Source organism: Streptomyces sp. NPDC003023, from assembly GCF_042888225.1.
In the GTDB taxonomy this organism is placed as follows: Bacteria; Actinomycetota; Actinomycetes; order Streptomycetales; family Streptomycetaceae; genus Streptomyces.
Map to the genome: position 1 here is coordinate 62,773 of NZ_JBIAPL010000005.1, position 22,645 is coordinate 85,417.

At 71.7% G+C, this 22,645-nt stretch carries 21 protein-coding genes and 1 tRNA gene; 10 read left to right on the forward strand and 12 right to left on the reverse strand.

Annotation, left to right across the window (positions count from 1 at the left end; all coding sequences use genetic code 11):
* Window positions 1-34 precede the first annotated feature (34 nt).
* Window positions 35-376, forward strand: coding sequence for an SsgA family sporulation/cell division regulator (locus ACFYV1_RS18275; RefSeq protein ID WP_389396514.1), 342 nt, complete (start codon window positions 35-37; stop codon window positions 374-376).
* Between the two features lie 193 nt (window positions 377-569).
* On the opposite strand, the gene ACFYV1_RS18280 is transcribed toward ACFYV1_RS18275, so the two are convergent.
* Both ACFYV1_RS18280 and ACFYV1_RS18285 read right to left on the reverse strand, forming a co-directional pair.
* The gene (locus ACFYV1_RS18280) at window positions 570-2,735 is read right to left on the reverse strand and encodes an MMPL family transporter (RefSeq protein ID WP_389396515.1); all 2,166 of its coding nucleotides are present in this window, start codon (window positions 2,733-2,735) and stop codon (window positions 570-572) included.
* A gap of 120 nt (window positions 2,736-2,855) precedes the next feature.
* Window positions 2,856-3,428 carry a TetR/AcrR family transcriptional regulator gene (locus tag ACFYV1_RS18285; RefSeq protein WP_389396516.1) on the reverse strand — a complete coding sequence of 191 codons (573 nt, stop codon included), beginning with the start codon at window positions 3,426-3,428 and terminating at the stop codon, window positions 2,856-2,858.
* Between the two features lie 301 nt (window positions 3,429-3,729).
* Between ACFYV1_RS18285 and ACFYV1_RS18290 the strand changes: the two genes are divergently transcribed.
* The gene (locus ACFYV1_RS18290; protein ID WP_389396517.1) at window positions 3,730-7,140 is read left to right on the forward strand and encodes a S41 family peptidase; all 3,411 of its coding nucleotides are present in this window, start codon (window positions 3,730-3,732) and stop codon (window positions 7,138-7,140) included.
* 69 nt (window positions 7,141-7,209) lie between these two features.
* Here ACFYV1_RS18290 and ACFYV1_RS18295 read toward each other — a convergent pair whose 3' ends face one another.
* Window positions 7,210-7,836 carry a MerR family transcriptional regulator gene (locus ACFYV1_RS18295; RefSeq protein WP_389396894.1) on the reverse strand — a complete coding sequence of 209 codons (627 nt, stop codon included), beginning with the start codon at window positions 7,834-7,836 and terminating at the stop codon, window positions 7,210-7,212.
* A 171-nt stretch (window positions 7,837-8,007) separates the two neighbouring features.
* On the opposite strand from ACFYV1_RS18295, the gene ACFYV1_RS18300 reads away from it, so the two are divergent.
* The 4 genes from ACFYV1_RS18300 (at window position 8,008) to ACFYV1_RS18315 (ending at window position 11,696) form a co-directional block, all read left to right on the forward strand.
* Window positions 8,008-9,546: a flavin-containing monooxygenase gene (locus tag ACFYV1_RS18300; protein WP_389396518.1), complete on the forward strand. Its 1,539-nt coding sequence runs from the start codon at window positions 8,008-8,010 to the stop codon at window positions 9,544-9,546.
* Window positions 9,543-10,481 carry an alpha/beta fold hydrolase gene (locus tag ACFYV1_RS18305; RefSeq protein ID WP_389396519.1) on the forward strand — a complete coding sequence of 313 codons (939 nt, stop codon included), beginning with the start codon at window positions 9,543-9,545 and terminating at the stop codon, window positions 10,479-10,481. The genes ACFYV1_RS18300 and ACFYV1_RS18305 overlap by 4 nt, the downstream gene beginning before the upstream one ends.
* On the forward strand, window positions 10,478-11,368 hold the full coding sequence (locus ACFYV1_RS18310) for an SDR family oxidoreductase (protein ID WP_389396520.1): 891 nt from the start codon (window positions 10,478-10,480) through the stop codon (window positions 11,366-11,368). Before ACFYV1_RS18305 ends, ACFYV1_RS18310 begins: the two co-directional genes overlap by 4 nt.
* A gap of 97 nt (window positions 11,369-11,465) precedes the next feature.
* Window positions 11,466-11,696 (forward strand): hypothetical protein, encoded by a 231-nt coding sequence (locus ACFYV1_RS18315; RefSeq protein ID WP_389396521.1) that lies wholly within the window; start codon window positions 11,466-11,468, stop codon window positions 11,694-11,696.
* A gap of 97 nt (window positions 11,697-11,793) precedes the next feature.
* Here ACFYV1_RS18315 and ACFYV1_RS18320 read toward each other — a convergent pair whose 3' ends face one another.
* The gene (locus tag ACFYV1_RS18320) at window positions 11,794-12,456 is read right to left on the reverse strand and encodes a twin-arginine translocation signal domain-containing protein (protein ID WP_389396522.1); all 663 of its coding nucleotides are present in this window, start codon (window positions 12,454-12,456) and stop codon (window positions 11,794-11,796) included.
* A 250-nt stretch (window positions 12,457-12,706) separates the two neighbouring features.
* On the opposite strand from ACFYV1_RS18320, the gene ACFYV1_RS18325 reads away from it, so the two are divergent.
* Window positions 12,707-13,768, forward strand: coding sequence for an ArsR family transcriptional regulator (locus tag ACFYV1_RS18325; RefSeq protein WP_389396523.1), 1,062 nt, complete (start codon window positions 12,707-12,709; stop codon window positions 13,766-13,768).
* A gap of 56 nt (window positions 13,769-13,824) precedes the next feature.
* Here ACFYV1_RS18325 and ACFYV1_RS18330 read toward each other — a convergent pair whose 3' ends face one another.
* Window positions 13,825-14,622, reverse strand: coding sequence for an exodeoxyribonuclease III (locus ACFYV1_RS18330; protein WP_389396524.1), 798 nt, complete (start codon window positions 14,620-14,622; stop codon window positions 13,825-13,827).
* 50 nt (window positions 14,623-14,672) lie between these two features.
* Here ACFYV1_RS18330 and ACFYV1_RS18335 point away from each other — a divergent pair, with 50 nt between their 5' ends.
* Complete coding sequence (locus ACFYV1_RS18335; RefSeq protein ID WP_389396525.1) at window positions 14,673-15,161, forward strand: GNAT family N-acetyltransferase; 489 nt, start codon at window positions 14,673-14,675, stop codon at window positions 15,159-15,161.
* Between the two features lie 110 nt (window positions 15,162-15,271).
* The gene (locus ACFYV1_RS18340; RefSeq protein ID WP_389396526.1) at window positions 15,272-16,222 is read left to right on the forward strand and encodes a trypsin-like serine peptidase; all 951 of its coding nucleotides are present in this window, start codon (window positions 15,272-15,274) and stop codon (window positions 16,220-16,222) included.
* Between the two features lie 88 nt (window positions 16,223-16,310).
* Here the strand turns inward: ACFYV1_RS18340 and ACFYV1_RS18345 are convergent, their stop codons facing one another.
* Window positions 16,311-17,336, reverse strand: a complete 1,026-nt coding sequence (locus ACFYV1_RS18345; RefSeq protein WP_389396527.1) for a hypothetical protein — start codon at window positions 17,334-17,336, stop codon at window positions 16,311-16,313.
* A gap of 309 nt (window positions 17,337-17,645) precedes the next feature.
* Between ACFYV1_RS18345 and ACFYV1_RS18350 the strand changes: the two genes are divergently transcribed.
* Window positions 17,646-18,050 (forward strand): hypothetical protein, encoded by a 405-nt coding sequence (locus ACFYV1_RS18350; RefSeq protein ID WP_389396528.1) that lies wholly within the window; start codon window positions 17,646-17,648, stop codon window positions 18,048-18,050.
* Window positions 18,051-18,190: 140 nt separating this feature from the next.
* On the opposite strand, the gene ACFYV1_RS18355 is transcribed toward ACFYV1_RS18350, so the two are convergent.
* From ACFYV1_RS18355 to glp, 6 genes are all read right to left on the reverse strand, one after another.
* Window positions 18,191-18,264, reverse strand: a tRNA-Ala gene (locus ACFYV1_RS18355).
* A 116-nt stretch (window positions 18,265-18,380) separates the two neighbouring features.
* Window positions 18,381-19,487: a gephyrin-like molybdotransferase receptor GlpR gene (glpR, locus tag ACFYV1_RS18360; RefSeq protein WP_389396529.1), complete on the reverse strand. Its 1,107-nt coding sequence runs from the start codon at window positions 19,485-19,487 to the stop codon at window positions 18,381-18,383.
* 141 nt (window positions 19,488-19,628) lie between these two features.
* A complete protein-coding gene (locus ACFYV1_RS18365) occupies window positions 19,629-20,252 on the reverse strand; it encodes a GNAT family N-acetyltransferase (RefSeq protein ID WP_389396530.1) in 624 nt (207 codons plus the stop codon).
* A complete protein-coding gene (locus tag ACFYV1_RS18370; protein WP_389396531.1) occupies window positions 20,249-20,755 on the reverse strand; it encodes a molybdenum cofactor biosynthesis protein B in 507 nt (168 codons plus the stop codon). The genes ACFYV1_RS18365 and ACFYV1_RS18370 overlap by 4 nt, the downstream gene beginning before the upstream one ends.
* Window positions 20,752-21,270 (reverse strand): cyclic pyranopterin monophosphate synthase MoaC, encoded by a 519-nt coding sequence (moaC, locus tag ACFYV1_RS18375; protein WP_389396532.1) that lies wholly within the window; start codon window positions 21,268-21,270, stop codon window positions 20,752-20,754. The genes ACFYV1_RS18370 and moaC overlap by 4 nt, the downstream gene beginning before the upstream one ends.
* Before the next feature lie 72 nt (window positions 21,271-21,342).
* Window positions 21,343-22,644: a gephyrin-like molybdotransferase Glp gene (gene glp / locus ACFYV1_RS18380; protein WP_389396533.1), complete on the reverse strand. Its 1,302-nt coding sequence runs from the start codon at window positions 22,642-22,644 to the stop codon at window positions 21,343-21,345.
* Window position 22,645 lies beyond the last annotated feature (1 nt).

Consider the following 22,645-nt stretch of genomic DNA (forward strand, 5'->3'; position numbering starts at 1 on the left):
AGAGACAAAGCGGATGACTGTGAGGAGCTTGCCGATGTCGCACGCCGTCAAAGAGCAGGCAAGTGGCCGGATCGTCACCGACAGCCCTCAGCACCGACCAGTGCGCGTGTTCCTCACGTACGACCCCGACGCCGATCCCGGAGCCGTCCGCTTCGCGTTCCCCAGCGGCAGGGAGTGGAGCTTCCCGCGCGAGCTCCTCGAATCTGGGCTGCGCGCGCCGACCAGGGACGGGGACATCGGCATCTGGCCGTGCGGCCGGGTCCAGGCGATCGTCGAGTTCCACACGGCCGACGGCGTCGCAGTGGTCCAGTTCGACTCGCAGACGCTGAGGCGGTTCCTCCGTCACACCTACGCGGTGGCCGCGCCCGCGCTCTGAGCATCCCGGGCAGGCCCCCTGCCCACGGCCCCGACGCACCGAAGTGGCCGCTCCCGCCGGACACGATCCGGCGGGAGCGGCCACCCCGTCCGCGACGGCCCCCGTCCCCACGGTGCCGTCGCGGCGACCGGGGTCCGCTCACCCGGTGGCGCGGCCGCGCCGCGCCACCGGGAACCCCGGAGTCGGCGGGTTCTCAGACGCGGGCCAGCTCGCGGTCCCCGTCGGATTCACCCGAGTCCTTCGCGAGCTCCTTGTGGAGCTTCTCGCCCTCCACGTCGACGTCGGGCAGCGCCCGGTCCAGCCAGCGGGGCAGCCACCAGGCCTTGCGGCCCAGCAGGGCGAGCACGGCCGGCACGATCGCCATGCGGACCACGAACGCGTCGAAGAAGACGGCGATCGCGAGACCGAAGCCGATCATCTTGACCATCTGCTCGCTGGAGCCGATGAAGCCGGAGAAAACGGCGATCATGATCACGGCCGCGGCCGTGACCACCCGGGCCCCGTGCTGGAAACCGGTGACGATCGCCTCGCCCGGCCGCTCGCCGTGGACGTACGCCTCCCTCATCCGGGTGACCAGGAAGACCTCGTAGTCCATGGCGAGACCGAAGACGACACCCACCATGAAGATGGGCATCATCGACATGATCGGGCCGGTCTGCTCGACGCCGAACAGCGAGCCCAGCCAGCCCCACTGGAAGACGGCCACGACCGCGCCCAGCGCCGCGACGACCGACAGCAGGAAGCCGAGGGCGGCCTTCAGCGGCACCAGCACCGAACGGAAGACGAGCATCAGCAGCAGGAAGGCCAGACCGACGACGAGCGCCAGGTAGGGCAGCAGCGCGTCGTTCATCTTCTGCGAGAAGTCGATGTTCATCGCGGTGGCGCCGGTGACGAGCACCTCGTCACCGCTCTTGTCGCGGATGTCGTGGACCAGGTCCTCCGTCTGCACGGAGGAGGGCCGGTCCTTGGGGACGACCGTGATCATCGCGGCGTCGCCGGCCTTGTTGAGGGTCGGCGGGGTGACCGCGGCGGCGCCGTCGAGGCCCTTGATGACCTCGACCGTGCGGTCCGCCGTGCCCTTGTCGCCGTCGACGACCACCAGCAGCGGGCCGTTGAAGCCGGGGCCGAAGCCGTCGGACAGCAGGTCGTACGCCTTGCGCTCGCTGGTGCTCGTGGGCTTCGAACCGTCGTCGGGGAGCCCCATCTCCAGCGAGGCGGCGGGCACGGCCACGGCGCCGAGGCCCACCACACCGGCGAGCAGCACGGTGACCGGACGGCGCAGCACGAAACGGGCCCAGCGGGTGCCGGCGTTCGGCTTGTCGGAGGCCGGCTCGCCCTTGCGTGCCTTGCGGCCGAGGACGCGCCTGCCCGCGAAGCCGAGCAGCGCCGGGATCAGGGTGAGGGCGATCAGCACGGCGATGACGACCGTGCCGGCGGCCGCGAAGCCCATCTTGGTGAGCATCGGGATGTTGACGACGGCGAGGCCGACGAGGGCGATGACGACGGTGAGACCGGCGAAGACGACCGCGGAGCCGGCCGTGCCGACGGCCCGCCCGGCCGCTTCCTCGTGCTCCCGGCCCTCGGCGAGCTCGGCCCGGTAGCGGGAGACGATGAACAGCGCGTAGTCGATGCCGACCGCGAGACCGATCATCATGGCGAGGGTCGAGGTGGTGGAGCCGAGGTCGAGGACGTTCGCCAGCGCGGTGATCGAGGAGATGCCGATGCCGACGCCGATGAGCGCGGTGAGCAGTGGCAGTCCGGCCGCGACCAGCGAACCGAAGGTGATGACGAGCACGACGCCCGCGACGATCACGCCGATGACCTCGCCGAGTCCCTGCTCCGGCATGGTCTGGAGCGCGTCGCCACCGATCTCCACCGCCAGGCCCGCCTCGCGCGCCTCGGTGCCTGTCTCCTTGAGCGCCTCACGCGTGGCCTTGGTCAGCTCCAGCGCGCTGACCTCGTAGGAGACGGAGACATAGGCGGTGGTGCCGTCCCGCGAAACGGCCTTGGCCAGGTACGGGTCCGTGACGGACGCGATCTGGTCCGAACCCGCCTTCAGGTCGGAGACGACCCGCTCCACCTCGCTCTTGTGGGCCGCGTCCGTCATCTTCTCGCCGTCGGGGGCCTTGAAGACGACCCGTGCGGTGGCGCCGTCGGCGTTGGCGCCGGGGAAGCGTTCCTCCAGCAGGTCGAAGGCCTTCTGGGCCTCCGTGCCCGGGATGGAGAAGGAGGACGAGGTGGCGGTGGACGCGGTCGCCGCGCCGACGCCCGCTATCGCGAGCAGCGCCACCCACAGCAGGGCGACGAGACGGCGGCGCCGGAAGGCGGACCGTCCGAGTTTGTAGAGAAACGTGGCCACGAGGGCTACTCCCGTGTGTAAGGACGAACAGGGCATGGGGAGCCGGCCCGACGACGAGAGCGGCGCGCGTCAGGAGCTGTGCTGTGGAGCAGCGGGGAGGTGTGAGAGGACCCGGGGAGGTCAGACGCCGAGGGCGGGGAGGACCACGGCGTCGAGGTAGTCGGTGAGGAAGGCCTGGTCGGGGGTGCGGTCCTCGATCAGGTGCCGGACGACGAAAGCGCCGACCAGCATGTGCGGCACATACCCGAGGGCCGGGTTGTCCGCGGTGATCTCGCCCCGGTCCACGGCTCTGCGGAGCATCGCGTCGAGCCCTGTCATCTCGGGCTCGACCAGCAGTTCGCGCAGTGCCTTGTGCAGATCGGGGTGGGCGTGGATCGCCTGGGCCAGACCCCGCATGAGCGCGGAGTCCTTCTCCATCTGGCAGTCGTCGGTGCGCTCGATCATGGCGTGGAAGTCGCCGCGCAGAGTGCCGGTGTCGATGTCACCGACCTGCACCGGCTTGCCGTGCTTGAGCGCCGTCGCGACGAGCTCCGGCTTGCTCCGCCACTGGCGGTAGAGCGTCGCCTTGCTGGACCTCGTGCGGCCGGCGACGGCGTCCATGGTCAGGCCGTCGTAGCCGACCTCGCGCAGCAGGTCGAGCACCGCTTCGTACAGCTGCGCCTCGCGCTCGGGGGTGAGCCGGCTGCGTGACATGTCGGCCTCCCGGTCGTGGACGACTGAACGAAACGGTTTCGTACACCACGACAGTACCCGGATCCACCGGCGAAACGAAACCGTTTCGCATGTGGCCTCGCTCACGGGCGGGCGCGGGGCGGCATGGGGCGGGGGCGGCATGGGGCGGGGGCGGCATGGGGCGGGACTGCATGGGGCGGGACGGCATGGGGCGGGACGGGGGCGGCGTAGGACGGGGGCGAACACCTGTGCCGGTGGCCCGGTCCGGATTCACCCGGGCCCACGAGTTGCCGCGCCCTCCTCACGCGGAAAGCATTGGGGGGTGAGTGACGACGTCGCGTATCTCCGCTTCCCGCATCTGTACGACGACTTGGTGTGCTTCGCCGCCGAGGACGACCTGTGGGTCGCTCCCCTGGTGCCGGAGGGACACAGGCCGGGCCGGGCCTGGCGACTGACCGTGGACCGCACCAGAGTCGGCCACCCGCGCTTCTCCCCCGACGGCCGCCACATCGCCTATACGAACTGGCGCAGCCTCGACCCCGAGATCCATCTCGCGCCGGTCGACGGCGGCCCCGCCCGCAGGCTCAGCTACTGGGGCTCGACCGACACCAGGGTCTGCGGCTGGACACCCGACGGCCAGATCCTCGCCGTCTCCTCGCACGGCCAGCCGTTCTCCTACTTCTCCTGGGCCTACAGCCTCCCGACCGACGGCTCCCCCGGCGGCAGGCTCCCCTGGGGGCCGGTCTCCGACATCGCCTGCATCGACGAGTCCGCGGGCCCCTCCCACGCCGGCGGCACCGGATGCGAGCGGCGCACCCTGCTGCTCACCGGCAAGCCTCCGCACGAGCCCGCCGCGTGGAAGCGCTACCGCGGCGGAGCGACGGGGCGGTTGTGGCTGCACGGCGAGCGACTGCTCCCCGACCTGAACGGCCATCTCGACTGCCCGATGTTCATCCGCGGCGACGGTTCCGAGCGGTGGTCGGAGGACGACGGCAGGATCGCCTTCCTCTCCGACCACGAGGGCGTCGGCAACCTCTACTCCTGCCGCCCCGACGGAACCGGCCTGCTCCGCCACACCGACCATGACGCCTTCTACGCCCGGCACGCCTCGAGCGACGGCCGCCGGGTGGTGTACCAGTGCGCCGGGGACCTGTGGATCGTCGAGGACATGACCTCGCCGCACTCCACGCCCCGCAAACTGGAGGTGCGGCTCGGCGGGCCGCGCGCCGGGCGCCGGACGTACCAGGTGCCGGCCGCCGGAAACGTGAACGCGATCTCGGTCGACGAGACCGGGCGGGCCAGCGCCGTCAACGTACGCGGCAGCCTGTACTGGCTCACCCACCGCGACGGGCCCGCCCGTACGATCGCGGACACCCCCGGCGTACGCGTGCGCATGCCGGAGATGCTCGGCAGCGGCGGCAGGGTCGCCTACGTCACCGACGCCGACGGCGAGGACGCCGTCGAGATCGCCTACCTGCCACGGGCCACCGGTGACCGCGAGCCGCGACGGCTCGCGTCCGGCAGGCTCGGGCGGGTTCTGGAGATGGCCGCCGACACCGAGGGCGAACGGATCGCCGTCGCCTCCCACGACGGGAGGCTGCTGCTCGTCGACACCGCCGAGACCACGGACGCGCCCGCCGGGGCGACGATGTGGCAGGAGGCGGAAGAACCGCCCGGGCCCGTGAAGGCCCCGGAGGCGTCGGAGGGCGCCGAGGGCGCGAAGGCTTCGGAGAGCGCGGTCACCGAGCTGACCCGCTCGGCCAACGGGCCCGTACGGGATCTGTCCTTCTCGCCCGACGGCAACTGGCTCACCTGGTCCCAGCCCGGCATCGGGCGCTCGCTGCGGCAGATCAGGATGGCCAGGATCGCCGACCGTACGATCGTCGACGTCACCGACGGCCGGTTCGAGGACGAGAACCCGGTCTTCACCCGCGACGGCCGCTATCTCGCCTTCCTCTCGTGGCGCGGCTTCGACCCCGTCTACGACGTGCACACCGGCGACCTGTCCTTCCCGCTCGGCTGCCGCCCCTACCTGGTGCCGCTGTCGTCCGCGACCCCCTCCCCCTTCGCGCTGACCCCCGAGGGCCGGCCGGCCGCCGGCGGGCTGGACCCGCTGGCCGAGTCGCCCGACAGCACGGTGCTCGTGGAGATCGAGGGCCTGGAGAACCGGGTCACGCCGTTCCCGGTCGCCGCCTCCAAGTACTCGGCGCTGCACGCCGTCACCGGCGGCGGACTGGTGTGGCTGCGGTGGCCCATCTCCGGCGCACTGGGCGAGACGTTCGTCAACCCGGCCGACACCTCCGGCAGGCCCACCCTCGAGCACTTCGACATCTCGAAGGCGCGCAGGACCGAACTGGTCGACCACCTCGACTGGTTCGCGGTGAGCGGCGACGGCAGCCGTCTCGTGGTCGTCGACGAGGGCGAACTGCGCGCCGTGCCCGCCACCGAGTCCGGCGACGGCGACTCCACCGTCTACCTCGACATGCGCCGCATCCTGCACGAGGTGGACCCGGCGACCGAATGGCGCCAGGCGTACGGGGAGGCCGGCCGCATCATCCGCGACTACTTCTGGGAACCGGACATGTGCGGCATCGACTGGGACGGCGTGCTGCGGCAGTACCGTCCGCTCGTCGAACGGGTCGCCTCCCCCGACGAGTTCGCCGACCTGATGCGCGAGGTCCTCGGCGAGCTGGGCACCTCCCACGCGTACGTCACCGGGGCGCGGCGCAACGAGGGACCACCGCACTACCAGCGGGCCATCGGCCTGCTCGGCGCCAACCTGGTCTGCCGGGACGGGAAATGGGTCGTCAAGCGCATCCTTCCCGGCGACTCCTCCGACTCCAAGGCCCGCTCCCCGCTCGCCGGTACCGGCATCAGGGAGGGCGCGATCCTCACGCATGTCGACGGCCGGCCGGTCGACCCGGTGGCCGGCCCCTACCCGATGCTCTCGGCGGCGGGCGGCACGACGGTCGAGCTGACGTTCCTTCCCGCGGAGGGCGCGGGGCGCGCGCGCCGGGTCGCGATTGTCCCGCTCGTCGACGAGCGGCCGCTGCGCTACCAGGACTGGGTGGCCAAACGGCGGGCCGTGGTGCGCGAAGCGAGCGGCGGCAAGTGCGGCTATCTGCACATCCCCGACATGGGCGGCTCCGGCTGGGCGCAGTTCAACCGCGACCTGCGCATGGAGGTGTCGCGGCCCGCGCTGATCGTGGACGTACGAGGCAACGCGGGCGGCCACATCAGCGAGTTGGTCATCGAGAAGCTGACCCGCAAGATCCTGGGCTGGGACCTGACGCGCAACGCCGAGCCGGTCTCCTACACCTCCAACGCACCCCGCGGGCCCGTGGTCGCGCTCGCGGACGAGGCGACCTCGTCGGACGGGGACATGATCACAGCGGCGTTCAAACTGCTGGGCCTCGGCCCTGTGGTGGGCAGCCGCACCTGGGGCGGTGTCGTCGGCATGACAGGGCGCCACCGCCTGGGCGACGGCACGGTGATCACGGTGCCGATGAACGCGGCGTGGTTCGACGCCTACGGCTGGTCGATCGAGAACCACGGCGTGGAACCGGACCTGGACGCCATGCGCACGCCGCTGGACTGGGCGGAGGGGCGCCATGTGGGCCTCGACGACGCGATCCGGCTCGCTCTCGACATGCTCAAGGCGGCGCCGGCCGCCGTACCGCCGGACTACTCGAAGGCGCCCGACCTGCGCCGGCCCCCGCTGCCGCCTCGCTGAGGGTTCGCCGGGGCTGCTTCGAGTCCGTCACGGACTGCTGGGGAGGTTCGTCAGGGCTGGGCAGGTTCGTCAGAGCTGGGGAGGCCGGCGCAGACGGCGGTCCATCGCCATGGACAGCTCCGCCTCGACGACGCTCTTCGCGAGGGGACGAAGCTTCTCCACCTGGTCTTCGGCGCTGTACTCCGCCAGCACGCCGATGAACAGTTCGGCGAGGGCGTCCGCGTGCACGCGGACACGGCGCCCCGCTTCCAGCACCGCCGCCAGCGGGACGCCTTCGCGGACCAGCGCGGCCGAGACGTCCAGCAGACGGCGGCTGATGTGGACGATCTCGTCGCCGTCGGTCGCGAGATAGCCGAGTTCGAGCGCGGTGGCCAGGTTCTCCACGGTGACCTCGCCCTCGAAGTAGTCGGCGAGCGCCTCGGGGGTGAGGCGGACCGGGGTCTCCTCGGTCGGTTCACCGAGGCCCAGGACCTCGCCGACGTCCCGGCCGCTCTCGATGGTGGCGGCCAGGTCGGCGATGCCGTTGAGGGTGTGGCCGCGCTCCAGCATGGCGGCGATCGTCCGCAGCCGGGCCAGGTGGTGCTCGTCGTACCAGGCGATCCTGCCCTCCCGGCGCGGCGGCTGTATCAGGCCGCGCTCACGGTAGAAGCGCAGGGTGCGCACCGTGATCCCGGCCTCCTCGGCCAATTCCTCCATGCGGTACTCGCGCGCGTCGGTCACACCGGCAGCCTATGTTGTACCGCCGGTAACTTGTCGGCCCCGACCCCTACCGCTCGGTAGGACGCTGCTCTACCCTCCCAACCACGCCAGTGATTGCTGGCAGTGTTTTCGGATTGGGCACGGGACGTTCCATCGGGAGGCGGCGGCATGGGCCAGCAGCAGCACGAACACGTACGGGTGGCGGTGATCGGATCCGGATTCGGCGGCCTCGGGGCGGCCGTCCGGCTGCGCCGCGAGGGAATCACCGACTTCGTCGTCCTGGAGCGGGCGGACTCGGTCGGCGGCACCTGGCGGGACAACAGCTACCCCGGCTGCGCCTGCGACGTGCCGTCGCATTTGTACTCATTCTCCTTCGCACCCAACCCCGACTGGCCCCGCACCTTCTCCGGCCAGCAGCACATCCGCGCCTACCTCGAGCACGTCGCGGACACCTTCCGGCTCCGCTCGCACCTGCGCTTCAACCACGAAGTGCTGATGATGCGCTGGGACACGGAGAACCTCCGCTGGGAGATCGAGACCTCCCGGGGCACCCTCACCGCGGACGTCGTCGTCTCCGCCACCGGTCCGCTCTCCGACCCGAAGACGCCGGACGTCCCGGGACTCGCCGACTTCCCCGGGAAGGTCTTCCACTCCGCCCGCTGGGACCACGACTACGACCTGACCGGCAAGCGCGTCGCGATGATCGGCACCGGCGCCTCCGCGATCCAGATCGTGCCCGCCATCCAGCCGGAGGTCGGCAGGCTCACCCTCTTCCAGCGCACCCCTCCGTGGGTGATGCCCCGCGTCGACCGGAAGATCTCCGGGGCGGAACGGTGGCTGCACCGGCAGCTGCCGCTCACCGGCGCCGCGCGGCGCGGTCTGCTGTGGGGCATCAGGGAGTTGCAGGTCCAGGCGTTCACCAAGCGGCCGAACGAGCTCGGCCTCGTCGAGCAGCTCGCCAAGGCCAACATGCGCAAGGCCATCAAGGACCCGGCGCTGCGGGCCAGGCTGACGCCCTCGTACCGCATCGGCTGCAAGCGCATCCTGCTCTCCAGCACCTACTACCCGGCGCTCGCGCAGCCGAATGTGGACGTCGTCGCCTCCGGGCTCAAGGAGGTGCGCGGGTCCACGGTGGTCTCCGCCGACGGCACGGAGACCGAGGTCGACGCGATCATCTTCGGCACCGGCTTCCACGTCACCGACATGCCGATCGCCGAACGCGTCGTGGGAGCGGAGGGGATCACGCTCGCAGAGGCGTGGAAGGACGGCATGGAGTCACTGCGCGGCGCGACCGCGGCGGGCTTCCCCAACTGGATGACGATCATCGGCCCGAACACCGGGCTCGGGAACTCCTCCATGATCCTGATGATCGAGTCCCAGCTGAACTACATGGCCGACTACATGCGGCAGTTGAACCTCCTCGGCGAGGGTTCCGCCCTGGCCGCCCGCCCGTCGGCCGTCCACGCCTGGAACCGCCGAGTGCAGGAGCGCATGAAGCGCACCGTGTGGAACACCGGCGGCTGCACCAGCTGGTACCTGGACGCCGGCGGCCGCAACACCACCATCTGGCCCGGCACGACGACGGAGTTCCGCAGCGCGACACGGCACGTGGACCTCGCCGAGTACGAGGTGGTACGGGCTGCCGCCAAGAGCCCGAAGAGCCCGAAGAACACGAAGGGCACGAAGGACGCGGAGGCCGTCGCATGATTCCCCAGAGCCTCCGGCCCGGCAGGTCCCCGCGGCTGCTGCACCGCGGTGACGCCCCGCGCGTCGCCGACCGCGTACTGACCGCCGTCTCCGCCGACGGATCCCGCATCCACGTCGAGGTGCACGGCCAGGACGGGGCGCCCACGGTCGTGCTGGCCCACGGCTGGACCTGTTCGACCCTCTTCTGGGCAGCGCAGACGCGCGACCTGGCGGCCGACCACCGTGTCGTCGTCTACGACCAGCGCGGCCACGGCCGGACGCCGGCCGGGACCGTCGGCACCGAGCAGCTGGCCGACGACCTGGAAGCCGTGCTCGCGGCCGTACTCGCGCCGGGCGAGAAGGCCGTGCTCGCCGGCCACTCCATGGGCGGCATGACGATGATGGCCGCGTCCGGACGCGCCGGTTTCCGGGAACACGCGGCCGCCGTACTGCTGTGCAGCACGGGCAGCGCTCGACTGGTCGACGAGTCCCAGGTGCTGCCGATGCGGCCGGGGCGGCTGCGGACCAGGCTGACCAACCTGATCCTCGGGGCCCGTGCCCCGCTCGGGCCGGTCACGCCCGTATCCCGGCGCATCCTGAAGTACGGGACGATGGGCCCCGCTTCCGCGCCGGAGCGCGTCGACGAGTGCGCCCGCATCGTCCACGCCTGCCCTCGGGCCGTACGCGTGGCCTGGTCGCACGTCCTCGGCGAACTCGACCTGGACAAGGGGGTTCGGGAGCTGGACGTGCCCACGATCGTGATCGGCGGCACGGCCGACCGGCTCACGCCCCCGGTCCACGCCCAGCGGCTCGCCGCCGAACTCCCGCAGTGCCTCGAGCTGGTGGAACTCGCCGGAGTCGGCCACATGACACCGGTGGAGGCCCCTGAGGCCGTCACCGCCAAGATCCGTGAGCTGGCCGGTACGTACCTGGACACGAAGGAGGAGGCCGCATGAGCAGGGTGAGTCTGGAGGGACAGGTCGCGGTCGTCACGGGCGCTGCGCGTGGCGTCGGCGAACTGCTGGCGCGCAAGCTGTCCGCGCGGGGTGCGAAGGTGGCGCTCGTCGGTCTCGAGCCCGACGAACTGAAGAAGGTCTCGGAGCGGCTGCACACCGAGAGCGACCACTGGCACGCGGACGTCACCGACCACGAGGCGATGGCCCGGGTGGCCCAGGAGGTCAAGGAGCGGTTCGGCAAGATCGACATCGTCGTCGCGAACGCCGGCGTGGCGACCGGCGGACCGTTCGTGAACTCGGACCCTGCCTCCTGGCGGCGGGTGATCGAGGTCAACCTGATCGGAAGCGCGGTGACAGGGCGGGCGTTCCTGCCCGTACTGCTGGAGAGCCGCGGCTACTTCCTGCAGATCGCCTCGCTCGCCGCGATCACCCCCGCGCCGATGATGTCGGCGTACTGCGCGTCGAAGTCGGGCGTGGAGGCGTTCGCGCACTGTCTGCGGGGCGAGGTCGGCCACCGGGGTGTGCGGGTCGGCGTCGCCTACCTGTCCTGGACCGACACCGACATGGTGCGCGGTGCCGACCAGGACGACGTGATGCGGGAGCTGCGGCAGCGGCTGCCGTGGCCGTCGAACCGCACGTATCCGCTCGGGCCCGCGGTGGACCGGATCGTCGACGGTGTCGAGCGCCGCTCCGCGCACGTCTACGGCCAGTGGTGGCTGCGCGGGATGCAGTCGATCCGCGGCTACCTCCCGTCGGTCATCGGGACGGTGGGGCAGCGTGAGATGCGCCGTTTCGGGCCCCGTCTCGACTCGGTCTCCACGGGTCTCGTGGGAGCCGGCGGTGCCGCCGACGAGGCCGTACGCACGGGGACAACTGAGCGTCACTGATCGAAATGCGCGCTTTGTCCGTGCGTGCCACGCTGGTCGCAGCCTCGGAGGCATCACTGCCCCCGACCCCCCGCACCCCTCTTAGGAGTGACACTTCATGGGCATCTCAGACCAGTTCAAGGACAAGGCCAACGAACTCGCGGACCAGGCGAAGCAGAAGGCCGGCAAGGGAGACCAGTCGGAGCGCGCGCGCCGCGCCCGCGAGGAGGTCTCCGAGCGGACCGAGGGTCGCGAGCAGCAGGGCGGCCGGTCCGGGGAGTCCATGCGGGAGCGTGGCGAGGAAGCGATGCGCGAGCGCCGCGACAGGCCCGAGGACTACGACGCCTGACACGGCGACGCAGGTCCACGGACCACAGGACGAGGGGCGCACCCGCGAGACGGCGGGTGCGCCCCTTCCGTGTGCCCTGCTCACCCGTTGTTCTCGCTCAGCGCTGCCATACCTCGGAGACTGCGAGGTAGGCGGTCGACGTGGGGCGCTCCGTGGTGCCGCCTACTCGGGGCTGTCCGGCCAGAGTGCGGCCACCGGCGCGAATCGTGCCGTGTCCACAGGGGCCGAGCACCAGGCTGAGGCTGTGCTCGACCCCGTCCAGAGGGAATCCGTCGGTGGCGAACGCGCGCCGGTCGAGCACGTCGCCCATGTCGACCTGCACGTCGGCGGCGCGGACATGCAGGCCGGACGCCAGGTCCAGGTCCACCCGCACCGGCACCCTGTGCACGACCGGCTCGGGCCACACGAGTCCGCGGGCCTCCGGGAAGTGGCGTACGAACTCCCGCTCCAGCCATCGGGCCAGGCGCGGATCGGTGCCGTAGACGTGGACGGTCTCCTCACGCCACAGGACGAGGACGTTCCCCGAGCCGAGGGGCGACCAGTCGATCTGCCATGTCGCGGCATAGGCGGTGAGCCGGTCATTGTCGTAGAGCACCAGGCCGGGATTCGCGCCGACGACGATCGGCTTCCTGCCGGCCGGGGCGCTCGCCGTGCGGGGCGTGGTCGCGGCGGCCGGGTGGCTGAGCCCGGCACCACCGGCGACCGCCAGGGCGCCGGCAGCGGTTCCGGTTCGGAGGAATCGGCGACGGTCCACGGACATGGGGTTGCTCCTTCGTGTGTGCGTCATGCGTACCGGGGTGAGGCGACGGCACGAGACAACGCGGTCCGCGGACCGATGCCCACACATTCGAGCAGGCTCGAATCTGTGGGTGCGGGGGCGCAGGCCCGAACGAGCCGACGCCGCGGCGCAGGCCCGAACGAGCCGATGCCGCGGCGCAGGCCCGAATCGGCCGACGCCGTACGGCGCGTGGCAGACTGTGCGACTGCCGGAGCGGGGGAGGCGGGCGGCGATGACGGTGCGTATTGCGGTGTCGGCGGAAACGCTCGGGCGTTCACGGTTCGCGATCTGCCCCGCGACCGAGGTCGTCGGCAGCATTCGACGGCGCGGCAGGCAGCGTCCGCCCGCACACCTCCGGCGCCGCCGGGAACGTGCCGCGGCTGCTGCGGATCCCCGCTCACTGGAGTTGCTGCACGCCCTGATCCCGCACGACCACCCCTACACGCCCGACTTCCTCACCCCGTCGCCGGGCAGCCCCCTGCTGTCCGTCCGCCGAGCCGCGGACACCGTGCGCCGCACCCCGCCGGACGAGGTGGACTACCACCTCGACATCGCCTTCCGCGGACGCCGGGTACGTCCCGAGGTCGCCGCGGCCTTCGGCAGCACCGCGGCGTACGAACGGTGGCGCCGCCCCATGCCGCTCGCGCTCGCCGACGCGTTGCGGGCCGGTCCCGCCGCGCTGGCCGCTCGAGCGGCCGACGCCCTGGTCGACTACTTCACGGCTGCGATCGAGCCCGAATGGGACACCACCCGCACCCTCCTCCAGGACGACATCAGCTACCGCGCCGAGAGGATGGCCGCCCTCGGCGCGGGCGCCATGATCGACGAACTGGGTGACGGAGTGCGCTGGCGGGACGGTGAGATCCACGTCGCCCGCCCGTACGACGTGGTCGTCGACTGGGCCACCGACGGCTTCGTCCTGCTGCCGTCCACGGCCGAGGACTCACAGGTCCTGTTCAGCGCGGAGCGTCCGCGGACACCCGTGCTCACCTACCCCGCGCGCGGGGTCTCCCGGCTGTGGAGTTCCTCGGCAGGACGGGACGACGACGCGGTCCGGGACCTCATCGGCGACACGCGGGCCCTGCTGCTCGCCGGCCTCGACGAACCCCGCTCGACCTCCCAGCTGAGCCGGGACACGGCCCTGGCGCCCGCGACCGTCTCCTACCACCTGGGCATCCTGCGCCGCGCCCGACTGGTGCGAAGCCGCCGACGCCACCGGATGGTGCTCTACCAACGGTGTCCGCTGGGAACCCGGCTCCTGGGCCGCGAGTCCGACAGCCCGTCCGAGGCCTGATCGGAACCGGTCGGCTCTCGGCCCCGTGCCGCGTGGTGCCGCCTCCGCGCGGGCGCCTACTGCTCGAACACGACGGTGACGGGCGCGTGGTCCGACCACCGTTCCGCGTGCGTCGCGGCCCGCTCGACGTGCGCCTTCACGGCGCGGGCGGCCAGGCCGGGCGTCGCCACCTGGTAGTCGATGCGCCAGCCCGTGTCGTTGTCGAACGCGCGCCCGCGGTAGGACCACCAGGTGTACGGGCCCTCCTGGTCGGGGTGGAGGGCACGGACGACGTCCACGTACTGCGCCTCGTCGAAGACGCGGCCGAGCCACTCCCGCTCCTCGGGCAGGAAGCCGGAGTTCTTCTTGTTGCCCCTCCAGTTCTTGAGGTCGGCCTCGCGGTGCGCGATGTTCCAGTCACCGCAGACGACGACCTCGCGGCCGTCCGCGGCCGCGCGGGCCCGCAGCTCCTTCAGATACGGCAGGAACTCGCTCATGAAGCGGATCTTCTCGTCCTGCCGCTCCGTGCCGACCTCCCCGGACGGCAGGTACAGGCTGGCGACGGTGACGCCCGGCAGATCGGCCTCCACGTACCGTCCGCTGCCGTCGAACTCGCTCGAGCCGAACCCGATCCGCACCGCGTCGGGCTCGCGCCGCGTGTAGAGGGAGACGCCCGCGCGGCCCTTCGCCTCGGCCGGGGCGTGCACCGTGAACCAGCCGTCGGGGTCCCGCACCTCGGGCGGCAGCTGGTCCGCCGTGGCACGCACCTCCTGGAGGCAGATCGCGTCGGCGGCGGTCGTGGCCAGCCACTCGGCGAAGCCCTTCTTCGCGGCGGCACGGAGACCGTTCACATTCACGGAGGTCACGGTGAGCATCCCGGCACCATACCGGCAGAAAGGATTCGCATACACGTACGCTTTCCGGCATGCATGTCAGAACCGCGGGCTTCGACCACCCGGACGCCGTGAAGCTCAACGACCAGGTCCAGCTCGAGTACGTCGAGCGCTACGGGGACGGAGAGGGCGACGCAACGCCGCTCGACGCCTCCATGTTCGTGCCACCGCGTGGCCTGTATCTCATCGCCTACGACGACCGGGACCACCCCCTCGCGACCGGAGGCTGGCGCACCCAGGACGAGAACCCGGAGGGTTACTCGGACGGCGACGCCGAACTCAAGCGCATGTACGTGATTCCGGAGGCGCGCGGGCGGGGTCTGGCGCGGCGCATCCTCGCCGCGCTGGAGGAGGACGCCCGCTCGGCGGGCCGGCTCCGCATGGTGCTGGAGACCGGGGACATGCAGCCGGAGGCGATCGCGCTCTACGCCTCCAGCGGCTACGAGCCGTGCGCGAAATTCGGCCACTACAGGGAGTACGAGAGCAGCCGTTGCATGGCCAAGCTTTTGACGCGCCCCTGACATAACGACGGGATTCGTGGCACTCTGCCTCACGCACGCCGATCCGCACCGCCTCGCCCCCCTCCCCGCCCGAGCACGTCCGCGGGCGGGCACGGCAGAAGGAGACATGCGTGAGACGCCACCGCTTTGCCGCCTCGGTCCTGACCGCCGTCGGCGCCCTGCTCGCCGGGGCGCTGTCCGCCACCACGGCGGGCGCCGCACCGGCCGCCCCCGCCCCCGCGTCCTTCACCCCTCAGCAGGCAGCCGAGGGTTTCTGGACCGCCGAACGAATGCGCGGCGCCACCCCGCTCGACCTGATCCCCGCGAGCCCCGGCTCGCTCCGGACCCCCGTACCGGCCGCGGCCGCGGCCGCCGAGGAGACGGTCATCGCTCCGACCGCCTTCCCGCAGGCCGGCGGGCCGTGGACCGGCGGCGGCGCGGTGGTGAAGACGTCCGGCCGGGTGTTCTTCACCTTCCAGGGCCGCACCGCCTCCTGCTCCGGCAACTCGGTCACCAGCCAGAACGGCAGCACGGTCATGACCGCCGGACACTGCGTGAAGTACCAGGGCTCCTGGCACACCGACTGGGTCTTCGTCCCCGGCTACGACAACGGCCAGGCACCGTACGGCCAGTGGAGCGCCACCAAGACGCTCGCCACGGACCAGTGGGCGGCGAGCGAGGACATCAACTACGACGTCGGCGCCGCGGTTGTCGCCCCACGGGACGGCAAGACGCTCGCCGCGACCGTCGGAGCACAGGGCCTGAAGTTCAACGGCGGCTACAACAAGGCCATGTACGCCTTCGGCTTCCCGGCGGCCGACCCGTACGACGGCAGCAAGCTGATCCACTGCAGCGGCAACAGCTCGAAGGACTTCCTCTTCTCCCAGGACCACAGCCTCGGTTGCGACATGACGGGCGGCTCCAGCGGCGGCCCCTGGTTCGAGTCCTTCAACGAGTCCGCCGGCACCGGACTGCAGGTGTCCGTGAACAGCTTCGGGTACACGTTCCTGCCGAACCGCATGTTCGGCCCGTACTTCGGTCCGGAGGCGAAGGCGGTCTACGACAAGGCCCAGGCGTCCTGACGCGGTGAGGCGCCTCGTCGAACCGTGACGAGCAGGGGCCCCGGCGGATGGATCCGCCAGGGCCCCTGCCGACGGGCGCCGCGCCGCGTCACCCCGCGGCCGGCTGGTCGGTACGGGTCCGGAGCCAGTAGGAGCGGGCCGCCACGATGAGAGCGACCCCGTAGACGGCGAACGCGGACAGGCCGATCCAGGCGACCAGCAGCGCGTCGCTCGAGGAGTCGAAGTCACCACGCCGCATCTCGAGAACACCGGCCGTGCACAGGGTCGTGTAGACCAGCCCGAACACCCCGTACGGAGCGAGGGTGGCGGCCCCGATGAAGGCCGGGACCAGGGGGAGCCGACGCGGGACGCGCCGGCCGCGCAGCCACAGCGTCCAGCGCGGGAACACCTGACCCCAGGGACGGACCAGGCCCCACAGCAGGAAGACGCCGAGCACGGCCAGCATCACGGTGCCGTCCAGGCCCCAGGATTCCAGGGAGAGCCAGATCTCCGACGCGCCGTTGTGCTCGGAGATCGCGACCATCTCCTCGCGGGTCGTCCCCGCGAAGGTGCCGCCGGACACCCAGACGAACTTCATGGCCATGTACGGGAGAAAGGCCACCGTCCCGGCGAAGGCGGCGAGCTGGACCGACCGGGAGCCTGCTGACGGAGGCCGCATCACGCCTGCGGCGGACGGCCGGCCGGACGGCCGAGCGGTGGCGGCGAGCAGCAGGGCCCCGGTCGCCGCCAACACGTGGTGCGCAGCGGTCACTCCACTGTCCACCCCCTGGCCGAAGAGCAGTGTGACGACGTCCATCAGCAGACCGAACGCGGCGATCCCGGCCAGCACGCACAGGACCCACAGCAGCGCTCGCGACGCCGGCCGCAGCCCGTGACGCGCCACCGCGTCACAGGCCAGGACCGCCAGAACCCCCACCGCCACGACCGCCCAGCCCAGCGCCGAGGGCCCGGAAACGCGGCCCAGTTGGAAGACGGATGTCCCACTCAGCGCACACGCCAGCCCGAAACCGGCGTACGCCACCCCCCAGGTCCTCGTCGCCCGGCCCGCCCAGTACGGCCGGCGCTGCCACCACGCCCGCCAGGGTGCACTCGTCGTTCCCGTCACACGATTCATGCATCGAACATCGCATCGCCGCGGCGGCACGACATCGACTGCCGGAACCATCCTCCTCCGTCCACCGGGGGAGGACCCTCTACGCCCCTGGCATGCCTCACGGCGCAGACTCACGGCGCAGACTCACGGCGCAACGTGCCGTCGCCGCATCACGCGGGGCTCAACAACGCGCAAGACTGCCGGGACACGGCAGTGACTGTCCCGGGCAGTGGGCGGGATCGTCGACGCGGCGTCGTGGTTGACGACGGGCGACGGAGAACCGCCTCTGTTCGATGGGCGGATTCTCCGACAGGACAAGGAGTATGTGCCGTGCTCACAGGCGTCTTCGTGATCGGCTGGTCAGCGTTCGTACTGCCCCTGGCCATCGCCTTGTTGCGGGGCTGGGCGCCCGGACGTGTCCGGCGCCGTGTCAGTCCGTGGGGCATCCAGGTCCGGGGAGTCGCGCTGCTGGTGCTCTGGGCCGGAGCACTGGTCGGTCCACTGGTGCGGCAGAGCGGCCTGGACACCGAGGAGGCCGCGACACTCGCGTCCATGGCGTCGGCCGGGCTGTTCATGTTCGCGGGTGGGCTGATGAGCGGATCGCGGCTCGGCGAGTGGTTCCACCGGCGGGCCGGGCGGCCCCGGAGACCCGATGAGGCCCAGGAGGTCGGTGGGCGACCGTACGACGCGGGGTGCGCCGGCAGAAGCGCAGACGGCGGCTGCCCGGCTGCGTGAGTCGCTGGTCGGCGACTGCCGCGGACTGCCCGCACTGCGGCTGCCCCGCCGAGCATCAGCCACAGCGCGACCGAACGACGCTGCTGTACGAAAGGCGAGAGCCCCAGCCGGATGAATCCGACTGGGGCTCTCAGCTGCGGTGGACCTGTGGGGATTTGAACCCCAGACCCCCTCGATGCGAACGAGGTGCGCTACCAGACTGCGCCACAGGCCCTTGCAACGAGTGAAACTCTAGCATCCCGATCGGGGTGCTTGGAAATCCGTTCCCCGCAGGTCGCCGCGCAGGTCACAGGCACCACCCGGAGGCGGGCACCACTCGTCCGCCCGGTCTCACTCGTTGGCCGCGCGCGGCCGGTCCTCGTCCGCGTACTGGTCGAAGAGCGGCGTGCGTCCGCGGTCGCGGGCGCGGCGCGGCTGGGACGCGCGGCGGCCCGCGGTGGGGTCCGCGGCCGGGTCGGGCGTCTCGCGCCGAGCCGCGGTCGGCTCGGCGGTCGAGGAGCGGGCCGCACTCCACGTCTCCGGATCGCTGACGTCCACACCGCTCGCGGCGCGCGGCGCCACGGGGGCGGTGACATAGGTCGGCAGCGGCACTGGGACCGGTTCCCAGCTGTCGCCGGTCGCGGGACCGCGCTGGCGCTGCTGGTCCACCCACTCCGCGTGGTCGGTCTGCTCGACCAGCGCCCTGCGGCCCGCCTCCTGCGGCGAGAGCTTCGGGGCCGGCTCGGGCTCCGCGTGTTCCGCGGGTTCTTCGCCGGCGGCCTCGGCCGCGTCCGCCGCCGGGTGCCGGCCCGTACGGTTCTCGCGCAGCCGCTGAGCCGCGGCCTCCGCCCGCTGCCGGTCCATCGTGAACGCGAAGCGCCGCCGTTCCTGGGCGCGCATCTGCATGATGTAGGCACTGAGCAGCACCGCCGGGAGAGCGGGCGCCCACAGGAATCCGAGCCCGCCGACCGCCGCGACGACCGCCCCGACCGTGAAGGCGAGGAAGAGGACCGTGGTCGTACGTCTGCGCCGGGCGAGGACCCTGCTGCGCCGCGCGCGCTCGGCCGCCGCGGCGCGATCGGGCCGCCGGCCCGGGGCCGGGCGGCGGGTGGGGGCCCGGCCCGCGGGCCGGTCCACCTCCTGCTCGGCGCTCTCGGGAACGTCCCGGCGGACTTCGGTGCGGGGCGCGGCGAAGGCCCGGACGTCCACGGAACTCAAACGGTCCGTGGCGGCATCCGGGTCTGCGTCGTGCTCGGGCTGCTCGGCGGTGCGTTCCCGCAGCTCCTTGGCGTACCGGCGCTCCATCGCCCCGCGTCCGGACAGGAGCCGGATGGCGGTGGAGAAGCGTTCCGTCGGACGGGCCTCGTTCAGCTCGTCCTGCCTGCGGAGCCACATCGGCACCAAGTAGGCGGCCCAGGCCCCGACAATGACTGCGTAGATGAGGCCGCTGCTGCTCACGCAACACACCGTAGAGGGATTTGCACAACGGCATCCGCCAATTGGCTCGGTGTGTCGCACGATCTGGCTGATATCACAGACTTTTTTTGTGATTGTTGAGATCGATTCATGGTCGAGGGCGACCAATTTCGAACACTTATTTCATTTCCGGGCTGTACCGGGTCGTGCCTGGTGCCAGCGGTTGAGCATGCCTTCCGGCACCTCCTCCGCCGTCAGCGCGAAGACGAGATGGTCCCTCCAGGCACCGTCGATGTGGAGATAGCGTGGACGCATCCCCTCCTCGCGGAATCCGAGCTTTTCCACGACACGGCGACTGGGTCCGTTCTCGGGCCGAATGCACACCTCGATCCGGTGCAGTCCGACCGCGCGGAAGCAGTGGTCCACGGCAAGAGCGACGGCCGTCGGCATGACCCCCCGGCCGGCGACGCTCCGGTCCACCCAGTAGCCGACGTGCCCCGAGCACATCGAGCCCCAGGTGATCCCGGCCACCGTCAGCTGGCCGACGAGCCGGTCCTGGTACTCGATGACGAAGGGCAGCATCCGGCCCGCGCCCGCCTCCGCGCGCAGATGACGCACCATCTGCCGGTACGTCGGGCGCTGGATGAGCGGGCCACCGGGCGTGGGCGGCGGGACCGTCGCCTCCCAGGGGCGCAGCCAGTCGCGGTTGCGCCGGTTCACCTCACGCCATGTCCGCTGGTCACGCAGTTTTATGGGGCGGAGGGTGATCTCACCGTCCACCAGGACGACCGGCCAGCTGACGCTCATGACTCGCCGGGATGATCGCCGCCGCGCAGCTGGTCGACAGCGTGGCGCAGGATCTGTTCCAGTACCGCGAGGCCGTCCCGTACGCCGCCGGTGGATCCCGGGAGGTTGACGATCAGGGTGCGGCCGGCGACTCCGGCGACCCCGCGCGACAGCACGGCGGTGGGCACCTTCGCCCGGCCGTGGGCGCGGATCGCTTCTGGGATGCCGGGGACCTCGTGGTCCAAGAGGGCGCGAGTGACGTCGGGGGTGCGGTCGGTGGGCGAGATGCCCGTGCCGCCGGTGGTGACGATGACGTCGTACCGGTCGGCCACACCCTCGCGCAGCGCCTCGCCGACCGGGTCCCCGTCGGGGACCACCCGGGGGCCGTCGACGGCGAAGCCGAGGGCGGTGAGCTTCTCTGCGATGACCGGACCGCCCCTGTCCTCGTACACCCCGGCCGAAGCCCGGTTGGAGGCGGTGACGACGAGTGCCCGGTACGGGGCCGTGGCGTGGGCGGCGGTCATGCGGAGGCTCCGTCTGTCTCCGGCGCTGTCCGCGATCCCTCTCTGGTCCAGTCCCCGGACTTGCCGCCGGTCTTCTCCTCGACGCGGATGTCGGTGATGACGGCCGCCTTGTCGACGGCCTTGACCATGTCCACGACCGTGAGGGCGGCCACGGAGACCGCTGTGAGCGCCTCCATCTCCACGCCCGTGCGGTCCGTCGTCCTCACCGTGGCGGCGATCTCGACGGCGTCGTCGGTGACCGACAGGTCGAGCTTCACCCCGGAGACCGCGAGGGGGTGGCAGAGGGGGATCAGGTCGGGTGTGCGCTTGGCACCCATGATCCCGGCGATCCGCGCCGTGGCGAGCGCGTCGCCCTTGGGGACACCCTCGCCGCGGAGCAACTCCACGACGTGCGGGGAGACGAGGACGCGGCCGGTCGCGCGTGCGGTCCGGGCGGTGACGTCCTTCCCGGATACGTCGACCATGCGGGCCGCCCCCGCCTCGTCGATGTGCGTCAGCCTGCCGTGCGTACTCATGTGCGCCTGTGCTCCCGGTCCGGTCCCGTCAGGGCCTGTGTGGTCAGACACGGTACCGCCACAGGCGACCTGTCAGCTTAGGAGGACCACGCCGACCTCCGTGCCGGGCTCGACGGATGTCTCGGACTCCGGGACGACGATCAGACAGTTGGCGTGGGCGAGCGCCGCGATCAGGTGGGAGCCGGCGCCGCCGACGGGGGTTACTCCGGCGGACTCGGCGTCGTACGTGCCGCGGAGGAACTGGCGCTTGCCGGCCGGGGAGCCGAGCGCCTTGTCCGCCTTCAGCACCGCCCGGACCGTCGGGCGGTTCACGTCCGGCAGGCCCATGAGCGTACGGATCGCGGGGCGGACGAACAGTTCGAAGGAGACGTACGACGAGACCGGGTTGCCGGGCAGGGCGAGCAGCGGGGTGTGATCCGGCCCGATGGAACCGAAGCCCTGGGGCTTGCCCGGCTGCATGGCGAGCTTGCGGAAGTCGATCCCGCTGCCCGGCTCGTCCTCGTCACCGACTGAGGCGAGCGCCTCCTTCACCACGTCGTACGCGCCGACACTCACGCCGCCCGTGGTGACCAGCAGATCGGCGCGGACCAGCTGGTCCTCGATGGTGGCGCGCAGGGTCTCCGCGTCATCGGTGACCGCGCCGACCCGGTAGGAGATCGCACCGGCGTCCCGCGCGGCGGCGGCGAGCGCGAAGCTGTTGGAGTCGTAGATCCTGCCCTCGGTCAACTTCTCACCGGGCTGGACGAGTTCGCTGCCGGTGGACAGGACGACCACCCGGGGGCGGGGGCGGACCCGCACCGCGTGGCGGCCGATCGCCGCGAGCAGGCCGATCTGGGGCGGGCCGAGGACCGTGCCGGCCGGGAGGGCGAGGTCGCCCGCCTGCACGTCACTGCCGCGGGCACGCACATGGGCACGCTCCTCGACGGGCCGGTGGATACGGACCTCGCCGCTCGCGCCCTCGGGGGCCTCACCGGCGGGGAGCATGGTCTGCGCCGCTCCCCCGCCGCTGCCGCCGTCGGTCCACTCGACCGGGACCACGGCCTGCGCGCCGGGCGGCAGGGGGGCTCCGGTCATGATGCGGGCGGCCTGGCCGGGACCGACGGTGGGCAGGCCGTCGCTGCCCGCGGCCACGTCGCCGATGACGGTGAGAACGGAGGGGAACTCCTCCGTGGCGCCCGCGACATCGGCGACCCGGACCGCGTAGCCGTCCATGGAGCTGTTGTCGAACGGTGGCAGCGCGACGGGGACGGTGACGTCCTCCACGAGGACACAGCCCTGCGCGTCCGGCAACTGCAGCTCGATCGGGTCGAGCGGGCGGATCGCGGCGAGGATGTCCTCGAGGTGGTCGTCGACCGACCAGGTCGTGCTGCTCACG